Below are 25,531 nucleotides of genomic sequence, written 5' to 3' on the forward strand. Positions count from 1 at the left end.
TTCGAGGCATTTTGCTAACAGCTAACAGCTAATGGCTAACAGCTATTTCTTCGTATAGCGCATGGATCAGGCCATCTGCCAGTCCGATTTTAGGTACATAGATTTCCTGGCTGTCGGCCCAACGCATAACGTTAATATAGATCTGCAGGGCAGGTACAATTACGTCTGCACGGTCTTCACGGAGATTGTAAAGGTGAATGCGTTCTTCCACTGTGAAGTTGCTGAACTCCTTATAATAGTCTTTCAACGTATCAAGAGAGAGGGGCTTGCCTTCTTTGCGTTTGGATAAGGAGAAGATTTTATTGATGTTGCCACCGGAACCAATAGCGATCACGGGCCCCACGTATTTCAGCTGTTGTTTCAGGAAGTCTTTCAGCCCCTGCCACTGTGCGTCTGTGACTTGTTGCTGTAACAGGCGGATGGTACCGATGTTGAAGGATTCCTTGAATATTTGTTTGCCGCCGCCAAACAGGGTAAGTTCTGTACTACCACCGCCCACGTCAATGTAGAGGTAAGACTTGGTTTTATCCATGTTTTCAGCAACATGGTTTTCATAAATGAAGGCGGCTTCTTCCTGTCCTGAAATTACTTTGATATCAATACCAGTTTGCGTTCTCACTTCCTGCAAAATAGCCGCAGCATTGCTGGCGTCGCGCATGGCAGAGGTAGCACAGGCTTTGAGGTATTTCACTTCATATACATCCAGCAAAAGCTTATATGCTTTGATGGTGTCGATGAGATGCATCGCTTTTTTTTCTGAAATAATATTGTCGTTGAATACATCAAACCCCAGCCGGAGAGGTACCCTTACCAGGTTTAGTTTGGTAAAGTCCATCACACCGGCGCTGTTGGGGGATGCTTCAGAAATAAGCAACCTTGCAGCATTGGAACCTATATCAATCGCAGCTAATTTCATCTGGTAGTCGTTATATCAGGGGGCAAAAGTAAAACATTTTAAAGTTTATGTGTATTGTTTTTCGTGCAGGTATTTATAGATCTCTACCTGTGTACGTATTTTTTTGTCGCCGTCCTTGCGGTATTCATTGCTTTGCTCATTGTTCAGTATACGGGCTTTTACGTTTCCGCTCAACTGGATTTTCATGATATCCATCAACTCCTGGCGTATAGCCGGGTCCGTTATTTGTACGGCAGCTTCCACGCGGTGATCGAGGTTACGTATCATCCAGTCGCAGGAAGCGATGTATACTTTTTCCTGGCCGCCATGATGGAAAATAAATACACGGGCATGTTCCAGGTATTCATCTACAATGCTGACAGCGGTGATGTTTTTCTTCCACTTTTTATTTTCTGTATAAGCGCAGCAGATGCCCCTGATCACCATTTTGATGTCTACACCTGCTTTCGCTGCTTCATATAGTTTAGCAATGAGCGTAGCATCAGAAAGGGAGTTCATTTTGAGAATGATACTTGCTTTCTTTTTGTGTTTGGCATTTTTTATTTCGCGGTCTATCAGCTTCAGGAAAGTATCGCGCATGTTGAGCGGACTAACCGGTAATGTTTTGGCACCTTGGAGGATTTTAATGTCGTGGCGGGGACTTTCCAGGTAGGCGAATATGCGGTTGATATCCGCGATGATAGCGCGATTGGTGGTGAGCAGGCAATGATCGCCGTATACGCGGGCGGTTCTTTCATTAAGGTTGCCGGTGCTGACAAAGCCACATTGAATGGTTTTGTTGCCGATCCGCTTTTTGATCACACACAGCTTGGCATGTATTTTCATGTTGGGAATGCCCAACAAAACTTTCACACCTTCTTCCTCCAGTCTGGATTTCCAGTCGAGGTTTGCAGCTTCATCAAAGCGGGCGCGCAGTTCCAGTACCACGGTTACCTGCTTGCCATTGCGTACGGCATTCACCAGTGCATTGACAATTTTGGAATTACGGGCAAGCCTGTACGCAGTTATTTTAATAGACGATACATTAGGATCTATAGCAGCTTCCCTTAGCAGGTCGATGATGGTATCGAAGGAGTGGTAAGGGAAATGCAGCATTACATCCTGCCGTTGTATCACATGCATCACGCTGGGAGCATTGAGGAACAGGGGGTGTATAAAGGTTTTACGATGTAAATGCGGTGGGAAGATAGATTCCGGGAAGTCCATAAAGTCTTTGAAATTATGGATACGGGCTCCCGGTATGAGGTTATCTTTCCCGGATAATCCCTGCCGGCGCATCAGGTATTCGAGCAGCAGCGGGTCAATATCTTTGTCATACACGAAACGTACCGGCTTCCCTTTGCGGCGGTCTTTCAGGCCTTTTTCAATCTGGTGAATGATGCTATCAGAGATATCGTTATCAATATCCAGTTCCGCGTCGCGGGTTACTTTGATGATATGGGCAGAAAATTTATCGTAGCCGAAGTACACAAAGATATTCGGTAAGCAGAAACGTACGAGGTCCTCCAGCAGGATGATATCGTGTTCTCCTTCCCTGGAGGGGAGCAGGATAAAGCGGGGAAGTACGTTGGTCGGTATTTCTATGAGTGCAAATTTCTGACGAACGGAGTTATCCTGGCGGGCCAGTACGATGGCCAGGTAAATGGATTTATCGCGCAGGATAGGGAACTGTTGTATGCTCTCAATCATCAGGGGAATGATGTTGGTGCGTACCTGTTCGTTGAAGAAATTGAGTACAAATTTTTGCTGTTCTTTATTGAGATGTTTTTCTGTGCGGAGGAAGATGTGTTGCGCTTCCATCTCGGTGGCAATATCTTTCCATACCATATCAAATTCGCGTTGTTGTTCAATTACGCGGCTTTGTATTTCATCCAGGATTTTATCGGGGTTTTCTTCCAGGTGCATTTTGGAGGCTTTCCCGAACGACATCATTCTTTTCAGGGTGGCTACTCTTACGCGGAAAAACTCGTCCAGGTTATTGGAGAAGATACCGAGGAAACGGATGCGTTCATGAAGGGGAACAGTTTTATCTGCAGCTTCCTGCAATACCCGGGCGTTGAAGGAGAGCCAGCTGATGTCTCTGGCAATCATTTTTTTGTTCTTCTCTGCCACTGGCTTTTTCCGGGTAGCTTTCTTTTGTACTATTACATCGGGCATTGTCATAATATCAAGGTTCTCACCATTCGGCAAACGCATACAAACATATTTACATTCAAAAAATTCACATCATCTAAAATACGATGATACAGCTTTCGCTTTAATTGGAGTATTAAATTAAAGTTAAAGAAAAGCGGGGACAAAAGGAGCAGAAAGCATAAGGCATAAAGCAAAAAGCTATTTTAGCGAATGATCAAAGCGGAAAATAATATTCACTTTGATCATTCGCTAAAATAGCTTTTTGCTTTATGCCTTATGCTTTATGCCTTATGCTTTCTGCCCCTTATGCGAGTGCTGCGTTCTTTTTCTTGTTGTAAACAGGTAAGGCGATCAGGCTACCAAAGCCAAGTACCAGTACTAAAACTGTTTGCGCTGTCCAGATGATCCAGCCAAAAGCGAAACCGATGGTTAGCGGAATGGCATAAACAGCGAGGGTGGCCTGTACCAGTAACTGGTAGGCAACAATTCCCCCCGGCATAACGATCATGCCTACACTACCGATCATAAGTACTGCCAGGGCAGCGCTCATGCCCAGGTGAGAGGTTTCCGGGAGGCAGAAAAAGCCAATGTACACCTGGGAAAGGTAACAACCCCAGATGAGGATGGAGTGGATGATGAACCAGACTTTTTTCTTTCTTTCCATTTTGCCGATGGAGAGTACGCCTTCGGTGATACCTCTGATCAGGCTTTTAACGGTAACGGCTACTTTGGATTTGGCAAAGCGCCGGAGCAGCCAGATAAAGAGTACAATAAACAGTACCAGTACCACAATGCCCATGAGTATCTGGATACCGTTGGCATGGGCTATTTTATCGGATATCTTTTGAAAGATCATTTCATTAACGAAGGAACCCAAGAGTTCCAGCTGTGTGAGTACGGTGAGTACAGCAAGGAGAATGAGGCATACCAGATCCACGGCTCTTTCGGCGATCATAGTGCCTACCAGCTTATCTGCAGGTACTTTTTCATACTGGGCAATGATACCACAGCGGGTTACTTCACCGAGGCGGGGCACGGCCAGGTTTACGAGATAACCTACCATTACTGCAAAGAAGGTATTGAGTGTAGTGGGTTGATGCCCTAATGGTTTCATCAGCAGCTTCCAGCGCACCGCGCGGAACCAGTGACTGGCCACACCAATGGTCATCGTAGGGATGAGAAGCCAGTAGTTAGCTCTTTTAAAGGCGTCTTTGATCTGGTCCCACTGATCGGCTTTGATATTTCTGGTGAACAGCCATATCAACAGCACTCCTACGCCAAAAAAGCATATAAACTTAATGACGTTCTTAAGCATTTTGGGCATGATCCAAAGTTGTTTTAGGGCGTTAATAAATCAGTACCAGGGCTTACAATTTGTTCCCTTCTTTCGGGAATATGGCAATAGGTGTATATTTTTTGGCTTCTTCAAAATCCATTGTGGCATAGGAAATAATGATTACTATGTCACCAGGGGCAACTAGTCTGGCGGCAGGGCCATTCATACAGATGACACCGGAACCACGTTTTCCTTTGATCACGTAGGTTTCCAGTCGTTCTCCGTTATTTACGTTCAATACCTGTACTTTTTCGTACTCAATCAAACCAGCGGCATCCATCAGGTCTTCGTCAATCGTAATGCTTCCAACATATTGCAGATTGGCTTCCGTAACAACCGCGCGGTGAATCTTACACTTTAAAATTTCGATTTGCATAATATTATACTGGCTTAAACGCTGTAAAAGAGCGTTTGCAAAACTAGGGAAAAAATATGGAAGATTGAACAAGGCATGCAGCCGTAATGCAGTGGTGGCTGTATGCCTTGTCGGGCAGGAATTATAGATTTCCCTGTAATATGAGGTTATCGATGAGCCGGACGCCATCGAGCCAGGCAGCCAGCGCTACCACTACCGTGGCATTTCCGGGTGGCTGATCAAGGGGGTGGAGCATATCATCGTCCAGCTGGAGGATATCGACGTATTCGGGCTCAAAGCCTTGTTTTTTAAGTGCATCGAAAGCTTCGTGGGCGCCTTCCAGGAAATGGAGGCCTTTACCGAAGTTATTTTTGATTTCCAGGAGGGCCTGGTAGATGGCCGGAGCTTTTTTGCGGGCAGCGGGAGAGAGGCGGGCATTGCGGCTGCTCATGGCCAATCCGTCTTTTTCTCTTTCGGTTGGACATACCACCAGTTTTACGGGCGAATGGGTAATGGCGAGGAGGCGGCGAACAATTAAACATTGCTGTAGGTCCTTCTGGCCCATAAAAAGCTGGTTAGGTTGCACAATATCCAGTAACTTGTGAACAATGCGACCCACGCCCTGGAAATGCCCGGGGCGAAATTTGCCTTCGAGAATGGTTTCAAGATTGCCGAAGTCGTAATGCAGATCACTTTCGAGCCCTTCGGGATACATTTCCTCTACGGATGGTAAAAAAAGTATATCTGTTGATACACTATTTAATTTTTTTATATCATCTTCTACGGTGATGGGATATTTTTCAAAATCTTTTGGATCATTGAATTGAGTAGGATTTACAAAGATGCTGCAAACGACCACATCTGTTTTCTCTTTAGCGGCCTGAATAAGTGACAGATGCCCATTGTGGAGGGCTCCCATAGTGGGCACAAAACCAATGCTTTTGTTGCTTTTTCTTACCAGGTCCAGGTGCTTCTTCAGGTCGGTGCTGCGCTTAAATTGATACATAAATCATTGCTTAAAAGGATGTTAAAACTGACAGATTGGCCAATATTCCGTAAAAAATCCGTAATTTTGCAAGCCAAATTAAAAATTACTGCATTAATAATCAGCGTTAAATGTCCACAAAGAAAAGAATTCTTTTTATTGCCCAAGAGATGTCGCCGTACCTGGAATTGAGTGATTACGCGGCCATGGTCAATAAAATGGCAATTAAGTCCAATGAGGCGGGCCTGGAGGTGAGAGTGATCATGCCTAGATTTGGAATTATTAATGAGAGAAGACACCGTTTGCACGAAGTGGTAAGGTTGTCAGGTATTAACATTGTGATTGACGGGGATGATTACCCGTTGATTATCAAGGTGGCCTCGCTTCCGAATGCCCGACTGCAGGTCTACTTCCTGGATAATGAAGATTATTTTAAGCGGAAGACTGTTTTTGCCGATGAAAACGAAGAGTTTTTTGACGACAATGCAGCCAGAGCTGTCTTCTTTTGCAAGGGAGCTTTGGAAACGGTGAAGAAATTCGGATGGCCGCCGGACATTATTCATTGCAGTGGCTGGATGACTTCTCTGATACCTATGTATCTGAAAACTGCCTACAAGAAGGAGCCGGTTTTTGCCAACTCGAAAATCATATATTCGTTGACGCCCAATACGTTCAAGGAAAAGTTAGGCACTACCTTTGTTAAGAAAGCGACCATCAGCAACCAGATCAAGGAAAAAGATATGGAGCTGTTTAAGGATGGTACCAATACAGCTTTAAACAGGGGTGCAGCTAAATACGCGGATGCAGTTGTACTTGCCGGTGATAAGCTGGAAAAGAAAGTGGTGGATGAAGTGAAAGCTGAAAAAGGTAAGATCATTTTACCTTACAAAAAAGAGAATGAAGACCTTGGTGACTACCTGCAGTTGTACAATCAATTGTTAGGAAAATAGTTACTTTAAAGTATGTTCGGCCGTTAAATCAATACTCACTAACAACATAACGTGTGAAGATCAATTTCAGGAATCTCAGCTTATTAGCCACCTATATTACGCTATTGTATGCAGCCACCGGTTGTAATAAATCTACCCTGCTGGGTAGTGGTCTTATTCCTCCCGGTGATTTTGTGAATGCACAGGATACCGTTATCTCCGGTATTATTGCCAATAACTACGAGCGGTACGACTCCAGCGTTCGTAACGGCAACACCGCCTATGCCAAAGTACTGGGTTCCATTAATACCGATCCTGTTTTTGGTAAAACCCATGCTTTCGTATTTACACAGGTGTCGTTGCCCCAGAGTGCTTTCACTTTTGAAGGCGCCGGACAAACCCTCGATTCAGTGGTGTTGTCATTGGCTTACTCCGGGTACGCAGGCGATTCTACCGGCCCGCAAACCTTTAGGGTGTACCGGATGACAGATACTAAATTCACCATCGATTCCAACTACGCTTACAACAAAGTACAGCCTTATAACCCGGGAGAATTATTGGGAACGGCTACCGTTACCCCATTATCACTACGGGATTCCGTAAGCATTTACGGTGCCAAAGAAGCAGCCCAGTTACGTATTAAACTGAGTACTGCTTTTGGTAATGAGCTGTTGAGCCAGAAGTCAGATGGAGCCTTTAAGAACGACTCCACTTTCCGTGCTTACCTGAAAGGCTTTGCTATAGTACCGGATACCAACCTGGGTACCAACCGCAATATGCTGTATCTGAACCTGAATGATGCCAGGACGAAACTCACGGTATTTTATAAAAATTCAGAAAAAGATTCCCTTCGTGCAACCCTGGCATTTAACCAGTATTCCAGCGCCCACGCCAATTACTTTACCCGTAATTACAATGGTTCGCAGGCATCCCGCTATATTAATACGAAGAATCCGAAAGGAGACAGTATTCTCTTCCTCAATGCCAGTCCTGGCCTATATACCAGGCTGACCATTCCCGGCCTGGAAAACTTCCCGGCTGTGATGATCAATAAAGCGGAGCTGGTGATTACACAGATCACTTCCGGTGCCAGTGATATGAATAATATTTTTATTGAACCAGGAAGCTTATCTTTGCGCCAGTATGGAAACGGGGACTCCACCAAAATCCCTATCGATTATTATACGAGTGGCGGTGCAGCTTATTTTGGCGGTACCCGTCAGGTGATTACCAATTTCGGCGGTATACAGGTTGTGCAGTATACTTTTAACCTTGCCAATACGCTGCAACGGTTTATCAGAAAACTCGATACTAATAACGGCTTCAAACTGGAAGGCTACTCTCCACTTTACATGGATGTAAACCGTGTAAAAGCGGGAGGCAGCAACTTATCACAGTACAATATCAAGCTCAGAATTATTTACACTAAACCATAAAACTACTAATCCCAGTTTTTTATGCCTTATTTATTTACATCTGAATCCGTTTCAGAAGGACATCCCGATAAAGTAGCCGATCAGATCTCTGACGCTTTGATTGATAACTTCCTGGCGTATGATGCAACATCTAAAGTAGCATGTGAGACCCTCGTAACCACCGGCCAGGTTGTACTGGCGGGAGAGGTAAAATCTGAGGCTTACCTGGATGTGCAGGAGATCGCAAGGGAAGTGATTCGCAAAATAGGTTATACCAAGAGTGAATACATGTTTGAAGCCAATTCATGTGGTATTCTTTCTGCTATTCACGAACAGTCACCAGATATCAACCAGGGTGTAGACCGTAAATCTCCGGAAGAACAAGGTGCAGGTGATCAGGGTATGATGTTCGGTTACGCTACCCGCGAAACTGATAACTACATGCCGCTGGCACTGGATCTCGCACACAAATTGTTGCTGGAACTCGCAGTTCTCCGTCGTGAAAATAACGAAATCAAGTACCTGCGTCCGGATGCAAAATCCCAGGTTACTATCGAATATTCAGATGACAATAAACCAGTAAGAATCGATACCATCGTGATTTCTACCCAGCACGATGATTTTGATACCGATGAGAAAATGCTCGCCAAGATCAAGGAAGATATGATCAATATCCTGATCCCACGCGTTAAAAAACAACTGAAACCGGAATTACAAAAACTGTTTGAAGGCTTTGATATCAATCACCATATCAACCCAACCGGTAAATTTGTAATTGGTGGTCCTCACGGCGATACCGGCTTAACCGGCCGTAAAATTATCGTAGATACCTACGGTGGTAAAGGTGCACACGGTGGTGGTGCTTTCTCCGGTAAAGATCCTTCCAAAGTAGACCGCTCTGCAGCATATGCTACCCGTCATATCGCTAAAAACCTGGTAGCTGCCGGTGTTTGCGATGAAGTACTGGTACAGGTATCTTATGCGATCGGGGTGGCAAAACCTTGCGGTGTTTATGTAAATACCAATGGTTCTGCCAAAGTGAAACTGAATGATGGTGAAATTGCGAGAAAGATCGAAGAAATCTTCGACCTGCGCCCTTATGCGATTGAGCAAAGACTGAAACTGCGCAATCCTATCTACAGTGAAACTGCTGCTTATGGTCACATGGGTCGCGAACCAAAGGTAGTTACCAAGGTATTTAACAAAGGCAAGAAACACGAGAAAAGCGTGGAAGTGGAATTGTTTACCTGGGAAAAACTGGACTACGTAGATAAAGTGAAAGCAGCTTTCGCGCTGTAATCGAAAAAAGATGTTCACTATATAAATACAACAGCCGTTTCAATATTGAAACGGCTGTTGTATTTATATAGTGAACACCTTTTGATTTCACCTGTTTTTAATGAAAGTCAATTGATTTCTTAAAATGTGGAAAAGTTTTTCAGATTTTTTTTAAATGGGTTCAAAAAAAGTTACATATTATTATTGAGAATACACTATATTTAATAATAATATGATTGATTGGCCTACGTTTCACGCCCTGTAAGTGGGTGATGGATTTCATTTATTCCTTTTTGGAAAATGGCAAGACCTGGTTTTATAGCCCCAAATGATTGTAACGTGTTTCAGGGCATTTTAGCATGATAATAATTCCAGGAGGACGACCGTTATGATGCTGTTTTTTATATCGAAAAAACTAGATATTCGCAGCCAGAAATAATAGTCAGTCCTTTTAATTGTTTCCGGAGATAATTAATCAGGCGCCATTATTCTTTTGGAATACCGATCCATATCAGACAAATCAATACAATTGTCATTGGGCAGTTGTAAACTTTTATTGAAACCATATAATTATCTGAAAGACCATGACGCGCAGCACCACTTCACGATTGTCTATGTACACATTCGTATCCCTTTTGATGGCTTTTATCGTTACAACAGAAAGTTGTAATAAATCAGAAATGGAAAAGGCTAAGCCAGACAATTCAAAGCCTGGTACCACCATTCCCAGCAAACCTCCGGTTAATACTACAGAAATAATCATTGTACCTGACAAAGATGGACGATTGTTATTAGATGGAAGTGTTTACAAACCAGGAGATGTACTGGCCCTTAAAGGCATATTTACAGCAGTGGTGATTAATAACCTTAAAGGCTCAATAAGCGCGCCTATCACCGTTAAAAATGCCGCAGGAACAGTGTTGAAAGTAGGTAACCCTGCGTGGAGCGGCGGTTCCTGGGCTACAGCACTCAGCTTTGTCAACTGCCATTACGTGAAAGTAGGCGGGGAAAGATCCAAATCTGATTTTATTATCAGCGGCAGTACACAAGCCGGCAAGGAAGCTTACTTTAACCTGGCATTAAGTCAGCATTCTGATAATTTCGAAGTCAGCAACATCACTATCCAAAATGGAGGTACAGGTATTTGGGCTAAAACAGAACCTGTAAAAGGAGATGCCACTACCTACTATCCGAACTCTTATATGGAAAACCTGTCTATACATGATGTGTCCATCAGTGGTACCAACAATGAAGCTTTTTACATTGGTCATACTGCGCTGTACTGGAATTTAACTACCAATACGCCTTATTACGGCGCTCCATCAGGTTTTACTGCAGGACAGCAATATGTACAGCCTATCAAGTGGCGCAATGTTAAGATTTATAACAATGAGGTATCTAACGGCGGCGCTGATGGTATTCAGACTGCAGCTATTGACAGGTTGGAAATTTACGGGAATAGTGTTACCAGCTGGGGCGGACAACATAATTCCGGCCACAACGGCGGTATCCTGATTGGCGGTCGTACCACCAATACCAACGTTCACGATAACTACGTGCATGATGGCTGGGGAGAACTGATTCAGTTCTATGGCTCCGGAGAAAACGGTGCTACCCATATCATTCATAATAACCTGTTGAGAGATAACCAGGGCGATGGCGTAAGTCTGAGAGGAACAGATAAGGCCGTGGTGCAGATCACCAACAATACCATCGCAAGGACTGGCGGAGTATCGCTTCGCATCAATGGTTACCAGGGAATGACAGCACCACAGATTGTAAATGGCAATGCTTTTATACAACCACGTGTAAATGGCGGGGCTATTTATCCTAACGCATACATTTATACGGAAAACGGTGGCACGTATACAGAAGGCACCGGCGTTAATGCCAACACTAAATTCGCTACTACAGATGCAGCGGGTGTTGACATAAACAATTACTACCAGCCTAAAGCTAATTCCGCCCTGCTAACCACAGGTTTTAGAAAAATCTAGCAAGATAAATAACGATATACGGAAATCAGCCTGCTATATCCATATAGCTGGTTCATAAGAGAGCCGTCCCGTCCCGCTTTAGCGGGACGGGACGGCTCTCTTATTTTTCCGGGCATTCAGGGAGTTGTTTTAATATACTCCCACATCAGCTCATTGACGAGCTGTGGTTGCTCATAATGAGGCATATGTCCCGCACTGTCTATTGCCTGTACTGCTAAAGTTGGATATAATGTTTTATAAGAAGCTAACTTTTCTACCGGGAAGAAGGGATCCTGCTTGCCATAGAGTAGCAATATCTTTTCGGGGCCAATTTGTTTTAGCAGATAGAGCTGGTTTTGATTGAGCATATTCATCCAGCCGGAGTGGGTGAGGCGTTTATAGCCCTTGAAATTCATGAAATATTTCAGCCGTTCAGAATAGCTATTAAAAAGTGGTTGATTCACGAACTCCTTGCGCTGGTTTTCTACAGAACGTGGATACCAGTAGGTGGTCATCAACACATAAGAGATGACCGGGATACGCAGTAGTTTACTTGCCTGCAGATCGCCGCTGGCTGCGGGGCCAAGCAATACGATATGTTTCACACGATCGGGATGATTGCCCGCATAATCGAGCCCAATGGGGGCACCCATGGACATTGCGATCATATCAAAAGGTTGCTGCAAATGGAGCGTATCCAGCAGCTGCACTAATTGTTGCCGGTAAAGATCAAGATTATACACTACATCGGGTCTGTCTGAATACCCCCGGCCATACAGATCATAGGCCAGTATGCGATAACCTTTTGACAGCAGGTATGGAATATTATATCGCCATACTTCCATGCCGCTGGTACCACCACCGTGGATCAGTACCAGCAGCTTTGCACTATCAGGACCTAATAATTGATAGTGTACCAAACCATGATCCAGCTGAATAAAATGACCGGGAGCCTGTTTACGTGCAGCCTCATTTAGTTCGGCAGTTTCCTGCCCGTTTTTAATGAACAGAAACCCAAGCAAAAGGGCTGTCAGTAGCAGGACAATAATACGTGACCACCATTTTTTTAGCAGGATCATAAGAGGTTATCGTTTATACTGAAGTAGCCATTCGTAAATATTCATCCCGTTTTCCCGGTACGCAGGGTTGTAGTATTGTTCCCAGCAGCAATGCTTATGATCGCCCACGGTAAGCTTGGTCAGCCCTGGTTTGTACTTATTGGTACTGTCCGCAAATAATTTACAGTTCCCCAGGAAAACCGGTTCTTCTGTACCGCCGAAGTACCATACATGGATGTTATTTTCAGCGGTAATACGGAAGCTTTTCATATTTTCCGCATCAATAGTGGCAGGGGACATGTTAACCGCTGCAGCTATTCTTTTGGCCATTTTTTTATCTGTTACGGCCATTCCTACCGACCATCCACCTGCACTATAGCCGGTAATGTAAATACGGGAAGAATCAATAGGATAACGTTGCAGTACATCGGAAATAGCGTTATACAGGTGCTCCGGGCCGAGCGACCAGCTGGTGGCCAATGGCGCCATTACAATGAATTCATATTTTTTTCCGTCTACTTTATTTACGGCATCAATATTCTGACCTTCATGCATTTGCCTGGCAACACCCTGGCGGAATATTTTAGTGATATCGTTACCTGCAATACTTCTGCCATGCAAACAAACCAGCAGTGGATATCTCTTACCGCTCTTAACATTATCCGGAAGCTTTAGCAGTGCCGGGATATGATGCCAGGGAGTTATCTGTACGTCGATCTGCCTGAAAGGTTTCAGATCCTGGGCCGCCAGGATGCTTGTCTGCAGCATCAAACCTATGAAAAGGAGTATTCTCATCATTTAATCTTATTTATCAGTTATTCCCTTCCGGGATAACTGTGGGCAACTAATTTATTATAAGTGTAACAGCACTTCTTCCAAAGTGGTGCCTATAATCGCTTCGAGGGCAATCTTCGATTGTCTTACATCTCTTTCCAGGGTCACTTTACGTACCATTTCAGCATTGTAAATCCGATAGGCATCATTTAATCCTTCTACGGCTACAGCCTGATCACCACCGGAAAATTTCTGTTCTACCTGTTTGTAATGATTGTAAGAATCTTCCAGCAGTGGCAATTGCAGTTCATATAACTGTTTGTTAGCGGCATAGTCTTCGTAAGCACGCAATACCGCTGCCTTTAATGCAAGTTTTTCGCCTTCTTTCTGTTCATCAAATACCCGTCCGTTCGCTTTTGCGGCTTTTACTTCGTTAGGAATGCTGATTAAATTACCAATTGGTACCATGATACCGAAGTTGTACCGTGGATACAAGGTGTTATTGTTGGTAGTGCCACTTCCTTTGATGGTGAATTCGTTGAGGTTACCGGCAGCTGTCAGCATATTTAACCAACCTGCTTTCGCCCTGTTTTCATCATATTTGGTGATTTGCTTCTTAATTTCCAGTGCTTTAATTTGAGGATTGTTCATCGCGAGTTCCACCAGCTTTTCTTTGAGTCTGCTTACGGTCGAAATATCGGCAGGTAGTCTAAGAATGATACTGGTATCTGCCTTCTGAATCTGCGCTTGCGCCGCAGTACCCGTAATAGCTGTCAGTAAAAAGAATAGTACACGTTTCATGTTGTGATATTTGGAGATGATAAATATTTTAATTTTATAGAGATGCCATTAAGCCCGTAGTATAGCAGCGCTGATTCAATCAGCCCGGACGATTCCTGCGCATATATACTTACTACCAGTGCAAACATGACACAGATGATGACCAGCGTTAACTGTTTTTCTGTGGCGGTAGTACTCCTGAAATAATTAGCAACTGTGTATTGCATGATCAGGAAAATGTTGATGCAGACCAGGATAAGCCCTATATATCCCTGCTCCAATGCGGTACGCAGGTAGCCGCTATCGGGAGGAAATCCATCCAGCTCACTGCCCGAACCGGGTTCACAGCTCAGGAACCCGCCGCCTATCGGATGACTATAGATATAAGGTTGAATACGATGACGGTTCACTTCGCGAACATTCATAGATGCATCCTCAGAGCCGGAAAATGCCGTGCGTATCCTGATAATTGTGGCGTTGCTATGGAAAGGCCCAAACATCACCACGAGGAAAGCAAAAACAAATACCAGTGCGCCAATTACGGCATTCTTATTACGCAGATTTACAAACAGCATCATGAGTAATCCCATGGGCACCATTATATAGGCCGTGCGGGTACCGGAATATCCCAATGCCATAAACTGTAATATCAGCGATATAATGAGTAAGCCCTTTTGATAGGCAGATATTATCTTGCCCGGACTGGTCAGCAGCACGATATTGATAATACATCCACAGGCCATGATTACACCAAATACTGCGGGATCAGACACGAAGGAGAAAATGCGGATACCTGTCAGGATGATAACCGTTTTAAATTTTTCAGGATACCTGGCGATAAATGCTTTTTCGAAAGGCATGAGGCCAAACCACTGCTGAATACAGGCATAAAAGGCGGCCAGTGTAAGTATTGCAATCCAGAACTTGAAGAAAAATTTAAGATCATCCATGTTGCGGATCATCTTTATCACCAGGTACATGTAAACCATATTGCGTACATACACCCTGGCAAAGGTAGTCCAGCCATGTTTGTCATACACATAAGCAGGATTGAAAAACTGGATTAAAATAAATGCCGCGTATATGTAAAAAGTGATCAATGCCGGATCGCGAAAAAAGTCCACTTTTTTAATACTCTTATCTCCTGGTTTAAGCAGGCTACCCAGTAGCGTAATTAGTACCATCGCATCAATCAGGACGCCTACGGGCATTTCTGCGCCGGATATTCTTTCGAGTAACCTTACTGTAAGGGTAACGGTGAGCGCGATATAATAACCTGCTCGGTAGTTGAGAATGGAGATCGTCGCAACCGCAATACCAATGGCCAATCCCAGCAGTAGTACTGTGTATTTTACGTCCTGGGCACTGATATACGCAATAACCGGTATCAGTATAACCCAACAGATAATAATAAACAGGCTGTAAATATTTTTCTTTACAAATTCCACTGGTATTTTTTTTATAGAAATACTATTTTAATTGCCATCGCAATAATTGTTAATGCGATAAAAATTACAATCAGCACCTGGTGCAGATGTTGATCTATTGGCTTCTTTTTGGGTTGCTTTTTCATATCAAATTAACAGCGGTGCTTTTTTTTTCTCCGCGATGCTCTCCGAATTTCCCGGTAAACAGGAAGGTAAGTTTCAACTGCACACAGATGCGATACACGATAATAGAAACGAAAATGGATGACGGTATCAGTATCAGCAACAGTACGACACCGTTATCTACACCAAGAGACAGCAATACAGCACGCATACACGCGAAAATGCTCACATGTAGCAGGTAAACATATAACGAGTAATGACCTATTACGTTTAGAAACTCCAGTTTCCGGACACTGGCGAGCCAGGAAGACAACAGTATCACGAACAAACAACCATTTAATGCAATGAGCATAAAAAGGTAAAGATTCATCTGCTGATGATAGAGGTAATACCATTGCAGTAAAGCAAACCCAGGTGCCACCATTAGCAGGTATTTCGGTTTTGCTAATTCTTTTTGTGTTTGTTCCTGTAAGAAATAATTCGCAGCAGTATCTCCGATCGCAAAGAATATATAATGAAGCGTAATGTCATACAATGTACTATGGGACTGTACATAGGGTGCAATGCCCAGTAGTATCAGCCCGGTAAGTAGCTGCCATAGCTTTTTATTACCTGTTATTTGCGAAACAATTGTATAAAGCATTGTTACATTAAAAAGTGCAAAGAGATACCAAAGTTGATCCAGCGTTCTTGGCTGCAGAAAAATGTTTAAGAAGTCGCTTCCGGAACGCTCCGAATTGGTAAACCTGGAAAATGCAATCTGCAAACTGATTTGTATGATAGCCCATAACAAGTAGGGATATAATAAAGTATTGACCTTTAAAAAAATGAAATTTCTGACACCTCTTTTAGTCACGCTCTTACTGAAAAACACGCCGGACAACAGGAAAAAAAGCGGCATACGGAAGCTATACAGCATATCGTTTGTAGCCAGTATTGCGTGGGGTAATGAAACACCGCGGGCAATCAGCCCATATGCGATGTGCCGGTACACCACCAATACAATAGCTACGCCTTTTGCATAGTCAATCCACGCGAAGCGTGATTCTTTTTTTTCGGGGCGTAAACTAAAAAGGTCCAATGTTTTCGGAAACTTCATGGTTAAAAATCACAACTCAATAAAATCTTCTTTCACATCATTTAATACAGCTCCAAGGAATTTATCTCCTAATGATTCCAGAAATTCAGAGGATTCCCGGTCAATCTGTTTCATTTTTAAACGGGATGAAAAAACAGCAATTACACCTTCTGCATAAGCAGATAACTCACGGCTATCTGTAAAGTCGTTCAGTGGCGCACCTTCCATCAGAATATAATCGTAATGTTTTTTTAATTCACCCAGGTAGTTAAGCAGGTGATTTGGAGGCAATATTTCAGAAGGTGTATAGTCTCCTCCTTTACATCCAATAACCTCTATACCTGGTGTGGGGTATGATGTTACTATTTCTTTTACTTTTTCAATGCTGAATGATTCGGGCGGCACGGAGAAATATTCCAGTGTTGGCCTGGCATCCATTTGAACACTTACGTCATTATTACAGAAGTTGGTATCAATGACCAATACTTTTTTATTGCTCAGGCTTAAGCTGTGTGCAACGGCCTGGAGCAATGTAGTTTTACCCTGCTGCGGTTCAGTACTGGTGAAAAGGAAAATTTTTCTACCACTGTTTTCGAGTTCAAATCTCAGTTTACGTAATAGCTCTCTGAAAACATTCTGTCTTTTGAGCCACTGGGATTCGTCTGATTTTTTTTGCAGTATTTCCAACAGGTTATATTTCTGCAGGTTGGTATGATTAATTGTGCCAATAAGTTTCAGGTTGGAAGTACGATGGAAGACAGATGGTGATTTAACAGAATTGTCCGTAAACTCCCTGAACAATATACCCATACAGCAAAGCATAAATACCGCCATGCCAGACATGCCCATGATCACCAAACGTTTGGATGATTCCGGTGTAAATGCGGGTTGTCCTTTTAATGTTTGACGGAAGTTATCCTGTGGTACATTTCTGTTGTCCAGTGCGGCGCCCAGTTTTTCCTTCAGTTTGTTGTATTCATCCTGGGCCAGTGCAACTTCCTGCTGCAGTGAACCAACAGTGGCTTCTTTGTTGGCGTATGAGCCTACAGAGGCGCGCAGATTGCGGATTTTTCCTTCCAGGGTGCTGATGTTCAGCTTTGCAGCAGTTATTTCTGCTTCCACTGCACCTTTGCGTTGTACCAGTTCTTCTTTGGTACTTACTTTACCATTAGGGGTAGAGGCGTCCAGCATTGCCTTTTGTAACTTGCTGCGCTGTGCTTTAATTTTATCTGCCAGTACATTATCGGTAGAACCTGTGCGAACATATTCATCGTTCAGGTCATTGATTTGTTTTCTTAAAGTAATGATATCACCGTTGGAATTGGTATATGCGGGTTTCCCGTTGCTCATCTGCGCCAGTTGGGTATTGATATTATCCAGTGAGGCCTGCAGATTATTGTAATTGGCTCTTTCGTCTGATACAGATTTTTCAAACTGTTTAATCAGATCCCATTCATTTCCACTTGCTGTTTCCACGTTCAATACGCCCTGTGCTGTTTTATATCCGCGAAGCGCTTCAATTTTCTGATCCAGTTCTACCTTTTTCTGGTTTACCAATGCTTCAAAGGTTTCCACATTTTCTATGGAACGTTCGGAACGGGAGCTGCGATAAAAACGCAGGAATTCTTTGTATAGCGTATTTACCGTATAAGCAGACAGTTCAGGATTTTCTGAGTAACAGTTGATATTAATATAATCGGTCCTGGATAAGCGGCCTACAAACACCATTTTCCGGATAGATTCGAAGTCATACTTATACAGTTTCATAAATTCCAGCACCTTGCGTTCTTCAGGGTTAGAAGATGAAAGTATTTGGAGAGAGTCATTTTTCTGGCGGCAAATACGGAGAATCTGTTGCTGGTCGGCGCTTTTATAAACCGGCTTATTTACTTCTTTTTCCGTGAGGGTTCTAAATGGTTTATTGCTGGAAAGATCATGTATCATCAGATCGCAGGCGAGGAGGCCTACTACCAGCGGGGAATTCATGGTTTCAATGACGTTATCAAACTTTACATCTGCTTCAAACAGATTCAAATTCTCATCACGCAGTTTGATCTGCTCATTGGTGGTGAACCCGGTAGCCATCTGTGCAGTGGAAGCATACAGTTTAGGCTTGCCGATTGTAAAGGCAAATGCGCCTGCTATAGCCGCAATGGTGCTGAATATGATCAGCCATTTCTTTTTTAATAATGCCTTTATAAAATACACGATATCCATATAGAAATTTTCCTTTAACTACATTTTAAATATGATATACAGGGGGAAGTATACGAAAGGCATACAAACCATGTTCCCGGTACGGTAACTGGAAAATCAGAGGAGATGGTAAAAAAAAGATAATCTCAGGCCAACTGCCTAAAAGTTTCTTTGCTGGTTTTGTCGGAGGATGAGGTTATATAAAATATGACCGGGCATAGTTAATCCTGGCATATCCGGTTTGATGTCTCAAAGGTAAAAGATTATATTAAAAGACACTTTATTTTTAAGCGAAACATAAAAATTACTTGGTAATCGCTCAAGTTTAAGGGGTAAACTAACAGAATAAAAAAAAGACCGTTCCGGAGAATATTCCGGAACAGTCTTTTTTATTTATTACTCTATCGATGGCTACCGTTTCATCAATTTTACACTCTTCGTTTCACCGGTAGAGGAAGTGAGTTTCAGAATATACATACCAGTGATCGTAGCAAATCGCTGTGCATCAACCCTGATCAGGTTTCTACCTGCCGGTATATTTTTCCTCATTTCTCTGTAAAGCACTTTTCCGTTTATATCGCTGATTTCTATCAGCATAGTAGCAGCTGTTTTAGGCAAGTTAATGTCAACTGATACATTGTCTACAAACGGATTCGGATAAACATTGGCTTCCAGGCTGCCCGGCAGTGTTGTATTCTTATTAACAGCAGGGGCAGCGGTGAAATTGTTCATGACGGTCTGGGTTCGGGCCAGGTTACCAGGTGTAACTGGTGTAACATCTATTTCCATCGCGTTCAGATAACCTACTTGTCCACCAACCGGAATGCTGCAGGTGAATGCGATTTCACCGTTTGCATCTGCCGTGAGGTTCACAAAGTCGGCTGTATTGGCCGTATTATTTTGCGCATACAGTGTTTTGCTTACACCGTTGATGGTAAACTGAGTGCTGCCATTATCTGGTTGCGGTGCCCACCATTTACTGTCAGACAGGAACTTAATGGTGTAAGTGGTATTGGCACTTAACCCCGTTAAATGTCCGTGCATAGCAGGAGCGCCTGAGAAGAAGCCTGGTAATGAACCAAAGTAAAGGTATTGGCTGAGTACCACATCAGGATACACGCCGCTGTTGTTGCCGGTAGTAGCGCCTTCCACGCCGGCAGCCCACCAGCTTTCATCAAATCTTAATCCCACGCTGGTCGTCAATCCCTGATCATTTTTCAAACTGTTGGTGGTACTGCCAGAGATGTTGTTCCATGGTGCAGGAGCACTTGCATTGAGCATGAAATTCAATAGTAGTTTGTAGTTGCCACCAGAGCCGGCTGGTGGGTTTACTACAATGTTGAATGTAGTGGTGTCCGCTGCACCATAGGAGTCTTTGGCAATTACGCTGATGTTGTTATAAGTACCGGCATTGTTGGTGGCAGGAGCCACATTAAGCGATACATTACCACCAGATTGCACCAATGTCACAAAAGCCGGGAGATTTAAGGTACTATAAGTGATCGGGTTTCCGTCTACATCGCTGGCTGTAACCGGAATATTCTTACTGGTACCTGCATCGAGGCTTTGATTACTGATATCTGTTATAACCGGAGCGTGATTATTAGTTGGTTGTTGTGTAGTTCCTGCATCTACTTCAATGGCATTCAGGTAACCTACCTGTCCGCCGGCAGGAATACTCAATGTAAATACGATTTCACCATTTGCAGTAGGGGTGAGGTTGGCGAAGCTCACTACATTGGTGGTATTGTTTTGTACATACAGTGTCTGGCTTACTCCGTTGATGGTAAACTGGGTGCTGCCGTTATCCGGCTGAGGCGCCCACCATTTGCTGCTGGAGAAGAATTTCACTGTAAACGTTTTACCTGGTTCCAGGCCTGTCAGGTGACCGGTCATTGTTGGTGCACCTGAGAAGAAGCCTTGTAATGACCCAAAGTAGAGGTAGTCGTGCATTACAGCATCAGGGTATACACCGCTGTTGTTGCCCGTGGTGGCGCCTTCTCCGTTGGTAGCCCACCAGGACTCATCAAACTTCAGACCTGCGGAGGTAGTTTGTCCCTTATCATTTATCAGGGCAGTGGTAACGCTACCGGTAATATTATTCCATGGTGATGGTGCAGTGGTATTTTGCTTGATACTGAGGAACAATTTGTACCCGGAAGTATCGCCTCCTGCAGGCGCATTTACGGTTAAATTGAAGGTAGCAGTATCACTGTTGCCATGTGTATCGGTACCAATTACACCGATATTATTGAATTGACCGGTATTGTTGGTAGCAGGGGATACCTGCAGATAAACGTTACCTGGTGATTTTACTACCGTCACAAATGATGGCAGGTTATAACCGGTATAAGTGATGGAATCATTTTCCGGATCAGTACCGCTGATGGCTACATGTAAGGTGTCGCCGGCTGCCAGTGTTCTGTTAGGAATGGCAGCAATAACCGGTGGCTGATTTACAATAACGCTATCACCTGCTCCGCCTGCACTCAGTTCCATCGCATTCAGGTAACCTACCTGTCCGCCGGCTGGAATGCTGAGGGTAAAGTTGATCTGACCATTAGCATCTGCGGTCAGGTTTTCAAAAACAGCGGTGTTAGTGGTATTGTTTTGAACGTACAATGATTTGGTAACACCGTTGATGGTATATTGGGTGCTTCCATTATCCGGCTGAGGTGCCCACCATTTACTGCTGGAGAAGAACTTAATGGAATAAGTCCTGTTTGTTTCCAGTCCGGTGATATGCCCGTGCATAGCCGGTGCGCCGTTGAAGAAGCCAGGCAGCGAACCGAAATACATGTATTCCGCCATTACTGCATCAGGATATACACCACTATTATTGCCGGTAGTAGCGCCTTCTGTGCCTGCAGCCCACCAGGTTTCATCAAATGTTAAACCTGCGGTAGTTAACTGGCCATTGTCGTCTTTCAGGCCGGTAGTAGTGGTTCCGGAGATGTTATTCCATGGCGCTGGTGCGTTGTTATTGAGTTTGAAGTTGAAATACAGTTTGTAGTTCGGTGTTGGTTTATCCACTACCGTGAGTACAAAGCTGCGGGTGTCTATTCCGCCCTTGTTATCCTGCGCCTGTACTTTAACGGTGTAGGTACCTGCTGCGGCATATCCTGGTTGCACTGTAATGCGACAGGTATCATTCTGGCTTACCAGGGTAGCGAATGATGGCAGTTGCAAGGCTGTCCAGGTAAAAGTATTACCTGCGTTCTGGTCTGTCAGGCTCAGTTTGAGGACTTTGGTAGTGCCTTCATCTACACTTTGAGCAGGGATAGAATCAATAACCGGTGGGTAGTTATCATTCACTACCAGGTTAAAGAGGGTAGTATCCGCGCCACCATTGTTATCTGCGGCAATTACACCTACACCATTGTAGGTGCCCTGCTGAGCAGAGGTTGGTGCAATATTCAGCGTAGTTGTGCCTGCATTTACCTGCAGGGTTACAAATGCTGGTGCATTGTACAAGCTGAAGGTAATAGGATCATTGTCAGGATCTGTTGCCGCTACAGGTATACTTTGGGTAGTACCATAACGGATCGTTTGACTGGCAATGTCTGTTATTACCGGAGGATTATCTTTAGATTTTACCTTTACAGCCGGTGTAAAGGCAGAATAACCGCCATCTCCAAATGCTCTTACTTTATAGTAGGCAACGGTGTTGGCTGCCAGGGAAGAATCGGAGAAAGTGCCTGGTCCGGAAGCAATTGCCCCGAGTGTTTTCAGCACGCTGAAGTGTGTGCTGTCTGCCAGTGAGCGTTGTACTTCGTATGCTGTTTCAACGGTAGAATTGTCTGTCCAGGTTAATTTCACAATCTGTGTGGAAATGGCCTGGATAGCGAGATTGGTAGGTGCTGCCGGTGGCAGTGGTTTAGCGGCCGTGGTGGCACTCGCCACAGCAGTATAGGCAGATTCACCATAGGTACCAATCGCCCTGATCTTATAATAGTATGTTGTGCTTGCCTGTAATGCAGTGTCGGTATAACTAACCGCATTGGCAGCAGTAGTAGCTACGATGGCATATGTTCCGGCGCTGGAGGTGCTTCTGTAAATTTCAAATCCTGTTTCGTTGGTACTCTTATCAGCCCAGGTCAGGTTTAATTTGGTGTAATTAGTATTTGCGGCCACGGCTAAAGTTGTAGGAGCTGCTGGTGCGCTACCATTTACAACAGACGTATCAATAAAGGCGTCAGCCGGAATTAATTGCCTGGTGGAAATACCTGCTGCAGTGCTGGTCCAGTATACTTCCATAGTGGAACCACCGGTTCCCTGGAAGTAAGTAACCGTAATCGGGTAAACGCCGGCATTGGCCACAACGGTTCCTGATGCGAATTGTGCCCCATGGACACCATCATTACTGACGGTAGCTACGGCAAGGTTGGAGTATGTTTTATTGAAATATAATTTGCTGCCATCGTCCGAATTGGTTTCAAATTTATAAGTACCAGTTACGGGTATACGGATGTAGCCGGTCCACATCAACGCGTAGTTGGTGGTAGTACCTGCCGGTACTACGGTGAGATCCGGGATGTAGGCCTTACCTGTTTGTGCAGGTGTGAGTGTGCTAAAGTTCGGGAGACTGGTCCAGCTACCGGTATAGTATTTATAAGTAAGATTTGCTTTCCTGGTTCTTACCGTTACCTGGTTACTTGGCGTGGAGGTTTTTCCCGACACATCTCTTGCCTTCACATAGAAGTTATACAGGGTACCGTCTGCAAGTCCTGTTACGGTGGCTGTAAGCACGTTGCCTACAGATGTTTTAAGCACATTGTTAGCATAAACATCGTAACCGGCAATACCTGCGTCATCTGTGGCAGCTGACCACGTTAACACTACCTGGTTGTTGGTATAACTGGTTATTGCTAATGAAGGAGGGGCAGAAGGAGCCGAGCTATCCAATGCTGTAGTGCCTTTCACTTCCGCAGATAATGGGCCGGCAGCATAGTCATTTACCGGGCGTACCCTGTAATAGTAGTTGGTATTCGGAATGAGGTTATTATCAGTAAAAGTAACCACGTTGGCGTTGTTTTTCCCTACGAGGATATATGGGCCGCCTGCTTGTGTGGCTCTGTAAACTTCAAAGTATTTTTCGTTATATGTAGGGGTCGCATTTTCTGTCCAGGACAATACGATCTGTGTTTTGGTAAAACTATTTACTACCAGGCCGCTGATCGGATCTGGTGCGTTGATACCGGTGGCACCTACTACTCTGAATGTATCAGAGTAAGCGCCAATACAACTGCCGGAGGCTTTAACACGTACTACATAAGCACCCACAGTGGAAGTAGTTAAAGTGTTGGTGGTGCCGATTACGGTGTTGCTGCCTGCACGTAGCCACTCATAGGAGAGCATTCCCGCAGGCACTTGTAACGTAACGCTGGTACTGCCGTCGGGTGCTGGCAAAACATTGCTGGCCAGAGCCGGAGAGGTGGTGATAACGGGTGCCGGTGTTGGAGGTCTGTAACTAATCACCAGCGGGACAGGAGACCATCCGGTCCAGCCATTGGGGAGCTGCGCTCTTACCCGGTAAGTACCAGCCGTAGTTACTGCAATGGAATTGGCAGTACCGGTAGTGATAGTGTTGTTATCTTTTTGCCACTCATATTGCAAATAGCCAGGAGATATACCAATTGTAATGGTATCGCCCGGACAGAAGGTGGCAGAGCCATATAACGGGTATGGATTAAGACGGTTGGCCCTTAGCATGAATGGTGCAAAGTCTGGTTCATTCCAGGCATCTACCCAGGTATTGTGAGCATCGTTGGGATAAGTAGTGAGCTTGAAGTCAGCCCCTGCAGCCTGTATCTGGGCCACTACCTGGTTGGTAGTATAAGGTGCCGGATTACCATCCTGACCTCCCTGAAACAGCCACATAGGGATGAATTTATAGAGGTCAATATGATTGGCATAATCCAATGCCATGGCACTCATTGGTAAAGATGATGCTGTTAATTGGGGATAACGCATCGTAAATTCCCACGTAGCCCATCCTCCACCAGATAAACCATTTACATTAAGACGATCAGGATCGCCTTTGGCACTGGCAACGATAGAGTCTACCACTTCTTTCAGGTTATCATAATCGTTAGGGCCCCAGTAACCGCCCTGGCTCTGGGGATATATCAGGTATCCATCAAATGTTCCGGCATCTACACGGCTCGCCCACGTTTGTCCACCCCACAATAACTGATATTCATTATCATAGATGGTTCCTTTTTCGCCTACACCATGGAAGAACAGGTAGATAGGATACTTCTTACCATCATTAACGCCCGGAACATATGTTTTCGGGAATTTAAGACGGAATGCCATATTCTTATAAATGTAGCATTTATAAGAGTCGGTGTTGTAGCTCATCCTCACGGTTCTCACCCATTTTGTGATCTTATCGTATTGGGGAGTTGGTGGGGGAGTGTTGGCGTTGTAAGTGACAACAGGATCACTTGGATTTAGTGCTGTCTGCGCATAGATGTTGGGAGCGCATAACCAGATGAGCACGAAAAGGAGTAGCCGGTGTAAAGTTCGATTCATGGAAGTATGTTGTGTTATGTGATCCACGGCTATGTTGGTAGCCATAGGAAAATAAAAGTACCTTTCCGGAAACCCGGAAATACTTGTCGTTCAGAGGAGATGGTAAAAATTAATTCCAACTTTGGAGTTTAATCCAATAGTGGTGGGGCTTTGTCGAAGGATAAGGTATTGGAATATTACTGCTGATCTAAACTATTCACTGCGATTGACGATCCAAATTTCAGCTTATTTG

Annotated in this window: 16 protein-coding genes; 4 read left to right on the forward strand and 12 right to left on the reverse strand. The window is 44.2% G+C overall.

Translation table 11 applies throughout. From position 1 onward, the window contains the following. Positions 1-28: 28 nt before the first annotated feature. The 5 genes from J7623_RS20090 to panC form a co-directional block, all read right to left on the reverse strand. Positions 29-916, reverse strand: a complete 888-nt coding sequence (locus tag J7623_RS20090) for an exopolyphosphatase (protein WP_291923732.1) — start codon at positions 914-916, stop codon at positions 29-31. 45 nt (positions 917-961) lie between these two features. Next, the gene (gene ppk1 / locus J7623_RS20095; RefSeq protein ID WP_291923734.1) at positions 962-3,112 is read right to left on the reverse strand and encodes a polyphosphate kinase 1; all 2,151 of its coding nucleotides are present in this window, start codon (positions 3,110-3,112) and stop codon (positions 962-964) included. Between the two features lie 244 nt (positions 3,113-3,356). After that, the gene (locus J7623_RS20100; protein WP_291923737.1) at positions 3,357-4,376 is read right to left on the reverse strand and encodes a lysylphosphatidylglycerol synthase transmembrane domain-containing protein; all 1,020 of its coding nucleotides are present in this window, start codon (positions 4,374-4,376) and stop codon (positions 3,357-3,359) included. 43 nt (positions 4,377-4,419) lie between these two features. Further along, a complete protein-coding gene (gene panD, locus J7623_RS20105) occupies positions 4,420-4,764 on the reverse strand; it encodes an aspartate 1-decarboxylase (protein ID WP_133811105.1) in 345 nt (114 codons plus the stop codon). Between the two features lie 121 nt (positions 4,765-4,885). Then, complete coding sequence (gene panC, locus J7623_RS20110; RefSeq protein WP_291923739.1) at positions 4,886-5,749, reverse strand: pantoate--beta-alanine ligase; 864 nt, start codon at positions 5,747-5,749, stop codon at positions 4,886-4,888. A 110-nt stretch (positions 5,750-5,859) separates the two neighbouring features. Here panC and J7623_RS20115 point away from each other — a divergent pair, with 110 nt between their 5' ends. From J7623_RS20115 to J7623_RS20130, 4 genes are all read left to right on the forward strand, one after another. Further along, positions 5,860-6,678 carry a glycogen/starch synthase gene (locus J7623_RS20115; RefSeq protein WP_291923741.1) on the forward strand — a complete coding sequence of 273 codons (819 nt, stop codon included), beginning with the start codon at positions 5,860-5,862 and terminating at the stop codon, positions 6,676-6,678. 53 nt (positions 6,679-6,731) lie between these two features. Beyond that, positions 6,732-8,093 (forward strand): DUF4270 family protein, encoded by a 1,362-nt coding sequence (locus tag J7623_RS20120; protein ID WP_291923743.1) that lies wholly within the window; start codon positions 6,732-6,734, stop codon positions 8,091-8,093. 21 nt (positions 8,094-8,114) lie between these two features. Beyond that, positions 8,115-9,371, forward strand: coding sequence for a methionine adenosyltransferase (gene metK / locus J7623_RS20125; RefSeq protein ID WP_291923745.1), 1,257 nt, complete (start codon positions 8,115-8,117; stop codon positions 9,369-9,371). Positions 9,372-10,030: 659 nt separating this feature from the next. Further along, positions 10,031-11,347 carry a right-handed parallel beta-helix repeat-containing protein gene (locus J7623_RS20130; RefSeq protein WP_291923747.1) on the forward strand — a complete coding sequence of 439 codons (1,317 nt, stop codon included), beginning with the start codon at positions 10,031-10,033 and terminating at the stop codon, positions 11,345-11,347. 116 nt (positions 11,348-11,463) lie between these two features. Here J7623_RS20130 and J7623_RS20135 read toward each other — a convergent pair whose 3' ends face one another. From J7623_RS20135 to J7623_RS20165, 7 genes are all read right to left on the reverse strand, one after another. Beyond that, positions 11,464-12,405, reverse strand: coding sequence for an alpha/beta hydrolase (locus tag J7623_RS20135; protein WP_291923749.1), 942 nt, complete (start codon positions 12,403-12,405; stop codon positions 11,464-11,466). A 6-nt stretch (positions 12,406-12,411) separates the two neighbouring features. Beyond that, positions 12,412-13,182: a prolyl oligopeptidase family serine peptidase gene (locus tag J7623_RS20140; protein WP_291923752.1), complete on the reverse strand. Its 771-nt coding sequence runs from the start codon at positions 13,180-13,182 to the stop codon at positions 12,412-12,414. Positions 13,183-13,236: 54 nt separating this feature from the next. Beyond that, positions 13,237-13,959, reverse strand: coding sequence for a TolC family protein (locus J7623_RS20145; protein WP_291923754.1), 723 nt, complete (start codon positions 13,957-13,959; stop codon positions 13,237-13,239). Beyond that, positions 13,956-15,386 (reverse strand): O-antigen ligase family protein, encoded by a 1,431-nt coding sequence (locus J7623_RS20150; RefSeq protein WP_291923757.1) that lies wholly within the window; start codon positions 15,384-15,386, stop codon positions 13,956-13,958. Before J7623_RS20150 ends, J7623_RS20145 begins: the two co-directional genes overlap by 4 nt. A 121-nt stretch (positions 15,387-15,507) precedes the next feature. Continuing rightward, complete coding sequence (locus J7623_RS20155; protein ID WP_291923758.1) at positions 15,508-16,587, reverse strand: acyltransferase; 1,080 nt, start codon at positions 16,585-16,587, stop codon at positions 15,508-15,510. Between the two features lie 9 nt (positions 16,588-16,596). After that, the gene (locus J7623_RS20160; protein WP_291923759.1) at positions 16,597-18,783 is read right to left on the reverse strand and encodes a hypothetical protein; all 2,187 of its coding nucleotides are present in this window, start codon (positions 18,781-18,783) and stop codon (positions 16,597-16,599) included. Positions 18,784-19,173: 390 nt separating this feature from the next. Then, the gene (locus tag J7623_RS20165) at positions 19,174-25,299 is read right to left on the reverse strand and encodes a fibronectin type III domain-containing protein (RefSeq protein WP_291923760.1); all 6,126 of its coding nucleotides are present in this window, start codon (positions 25,297-25,299) and stop codon (positions 19,174-19,176) included. Between the last annotated feature and the right edge of the window lie 232 nt (positions 25,300-25,531).

Origin of the sequence: Chitinophaga sp. (assembly GCF_017745275.1) — a bacterium.
Lineage (GTDB): Bacteria > Bacteroidota > Bacteroidia > Chitinophagales > Chitinophagaceae > Chitinophaga.

What these genes read in the sequence shown, in the direction of transcription:
- J7623_RS20090 (WP_291923732.1), bottom strand. Translation starts at nt 916, where the DNA reads ATGAAATTAGCTGCGATTGATATAGGTTCCAATGCTGCAAGGTTGCTT.
- ppk1 (WP_291923734.1), bottom strand. Translation starts at nt 3,112, where the DNA reads ATGCGTTTGCCGAATGGTGAGAACCTTGATATTATGACAATGCCCGAT.
- J7623_RS20100 (WP_291923737.1), bottom strand. Translation starts at nt 4,376, where the DNA reads ATGCCCAAAATGCTTAAGAACGTCATTAAGTTTATATGCTTTTTTGGC.
- panD (WP_133811105.1), bottom strand. Translation starts at nt 4,764, where the DNA reads ATGCAAATCGAAATTTTAAAGTGTAAGATTCACCGCGCGGTTGTTACG.
- panC (WP_291923739.1), bottom strand. Translation starts at nt 5,749, where the DNA reads ATGTATCAATTTAAGCGCAGCACCGACCTGAAGAAGCACCTGGACCTG.
- J7623_RS20115 (WP_291923741.1), top strand. Translation starts at nt 5,860, where the DNA reads ATGTCCACAAAGAAAAGAATTCTTTTTATTGCCCAAGAGATGTCGCCG.
- metK (WP_291923745.1), top strand. Translation starts at nt 8,115, where the DNA reads ATGCCTTATTTATTTACATCTGAATCCGTTTCAGAAGGACATCCCGAT.
- J7623_RS20130 (WP_291923747.1), top strand. Translation starts at nt 10,031, where the DNA reads ATGGAAAAGGCTAAGCCAGACAATTCAAAGCCTGGTACCACCATTCCC.
- J7623_RS20135 (WP_291923749.1), bottom strand. Translation starts at nt 12,405, where the DNA reads ATGATCCTGCTAAAAAAATGGTGGTCACGTATTATTGTCCTGCTACTG.
- J7623_RS20140 (WP_291923752.1), bottom strand. Translation starts at nt 13,182, where the DNA reads ATGATGAGAATACTCCTTTTCATAGGTTTGATGCTGCAGACAAGCATC.
- J7623_RS20145 (WP_291923754.1), bottom strand. Translation starts at nt 13,959, where the DNA reads ATGAAACGTGTACTATTCTTTTTACTGACAGCTATTACGGGTACTGCG.
- J7623_RS20155 (WP_291923758.1), bottom strand. Translation starts at nt 16,587, where the DNA reads ATGAAGTTTCCGAAAACATTGGACCTTTTTAGTTTACGCCCCGAAAAA.
- J7623_RS20160 (WP_291923759.1), bottom strand. Translation starts at nt 18,783, where the DNA reads ATGGATATCGTGTATTTTATAAAGGCATTATTAAAAAAGAAATGGCTG.
- J7623_RS20165 (WP_291923760.1), bottom strand. Translation starts at nt 25,299, where the DNA reads ATGAATCGAACTTTACACCGGCTACTCCTTTTCGTGCTCATCTGGTTA.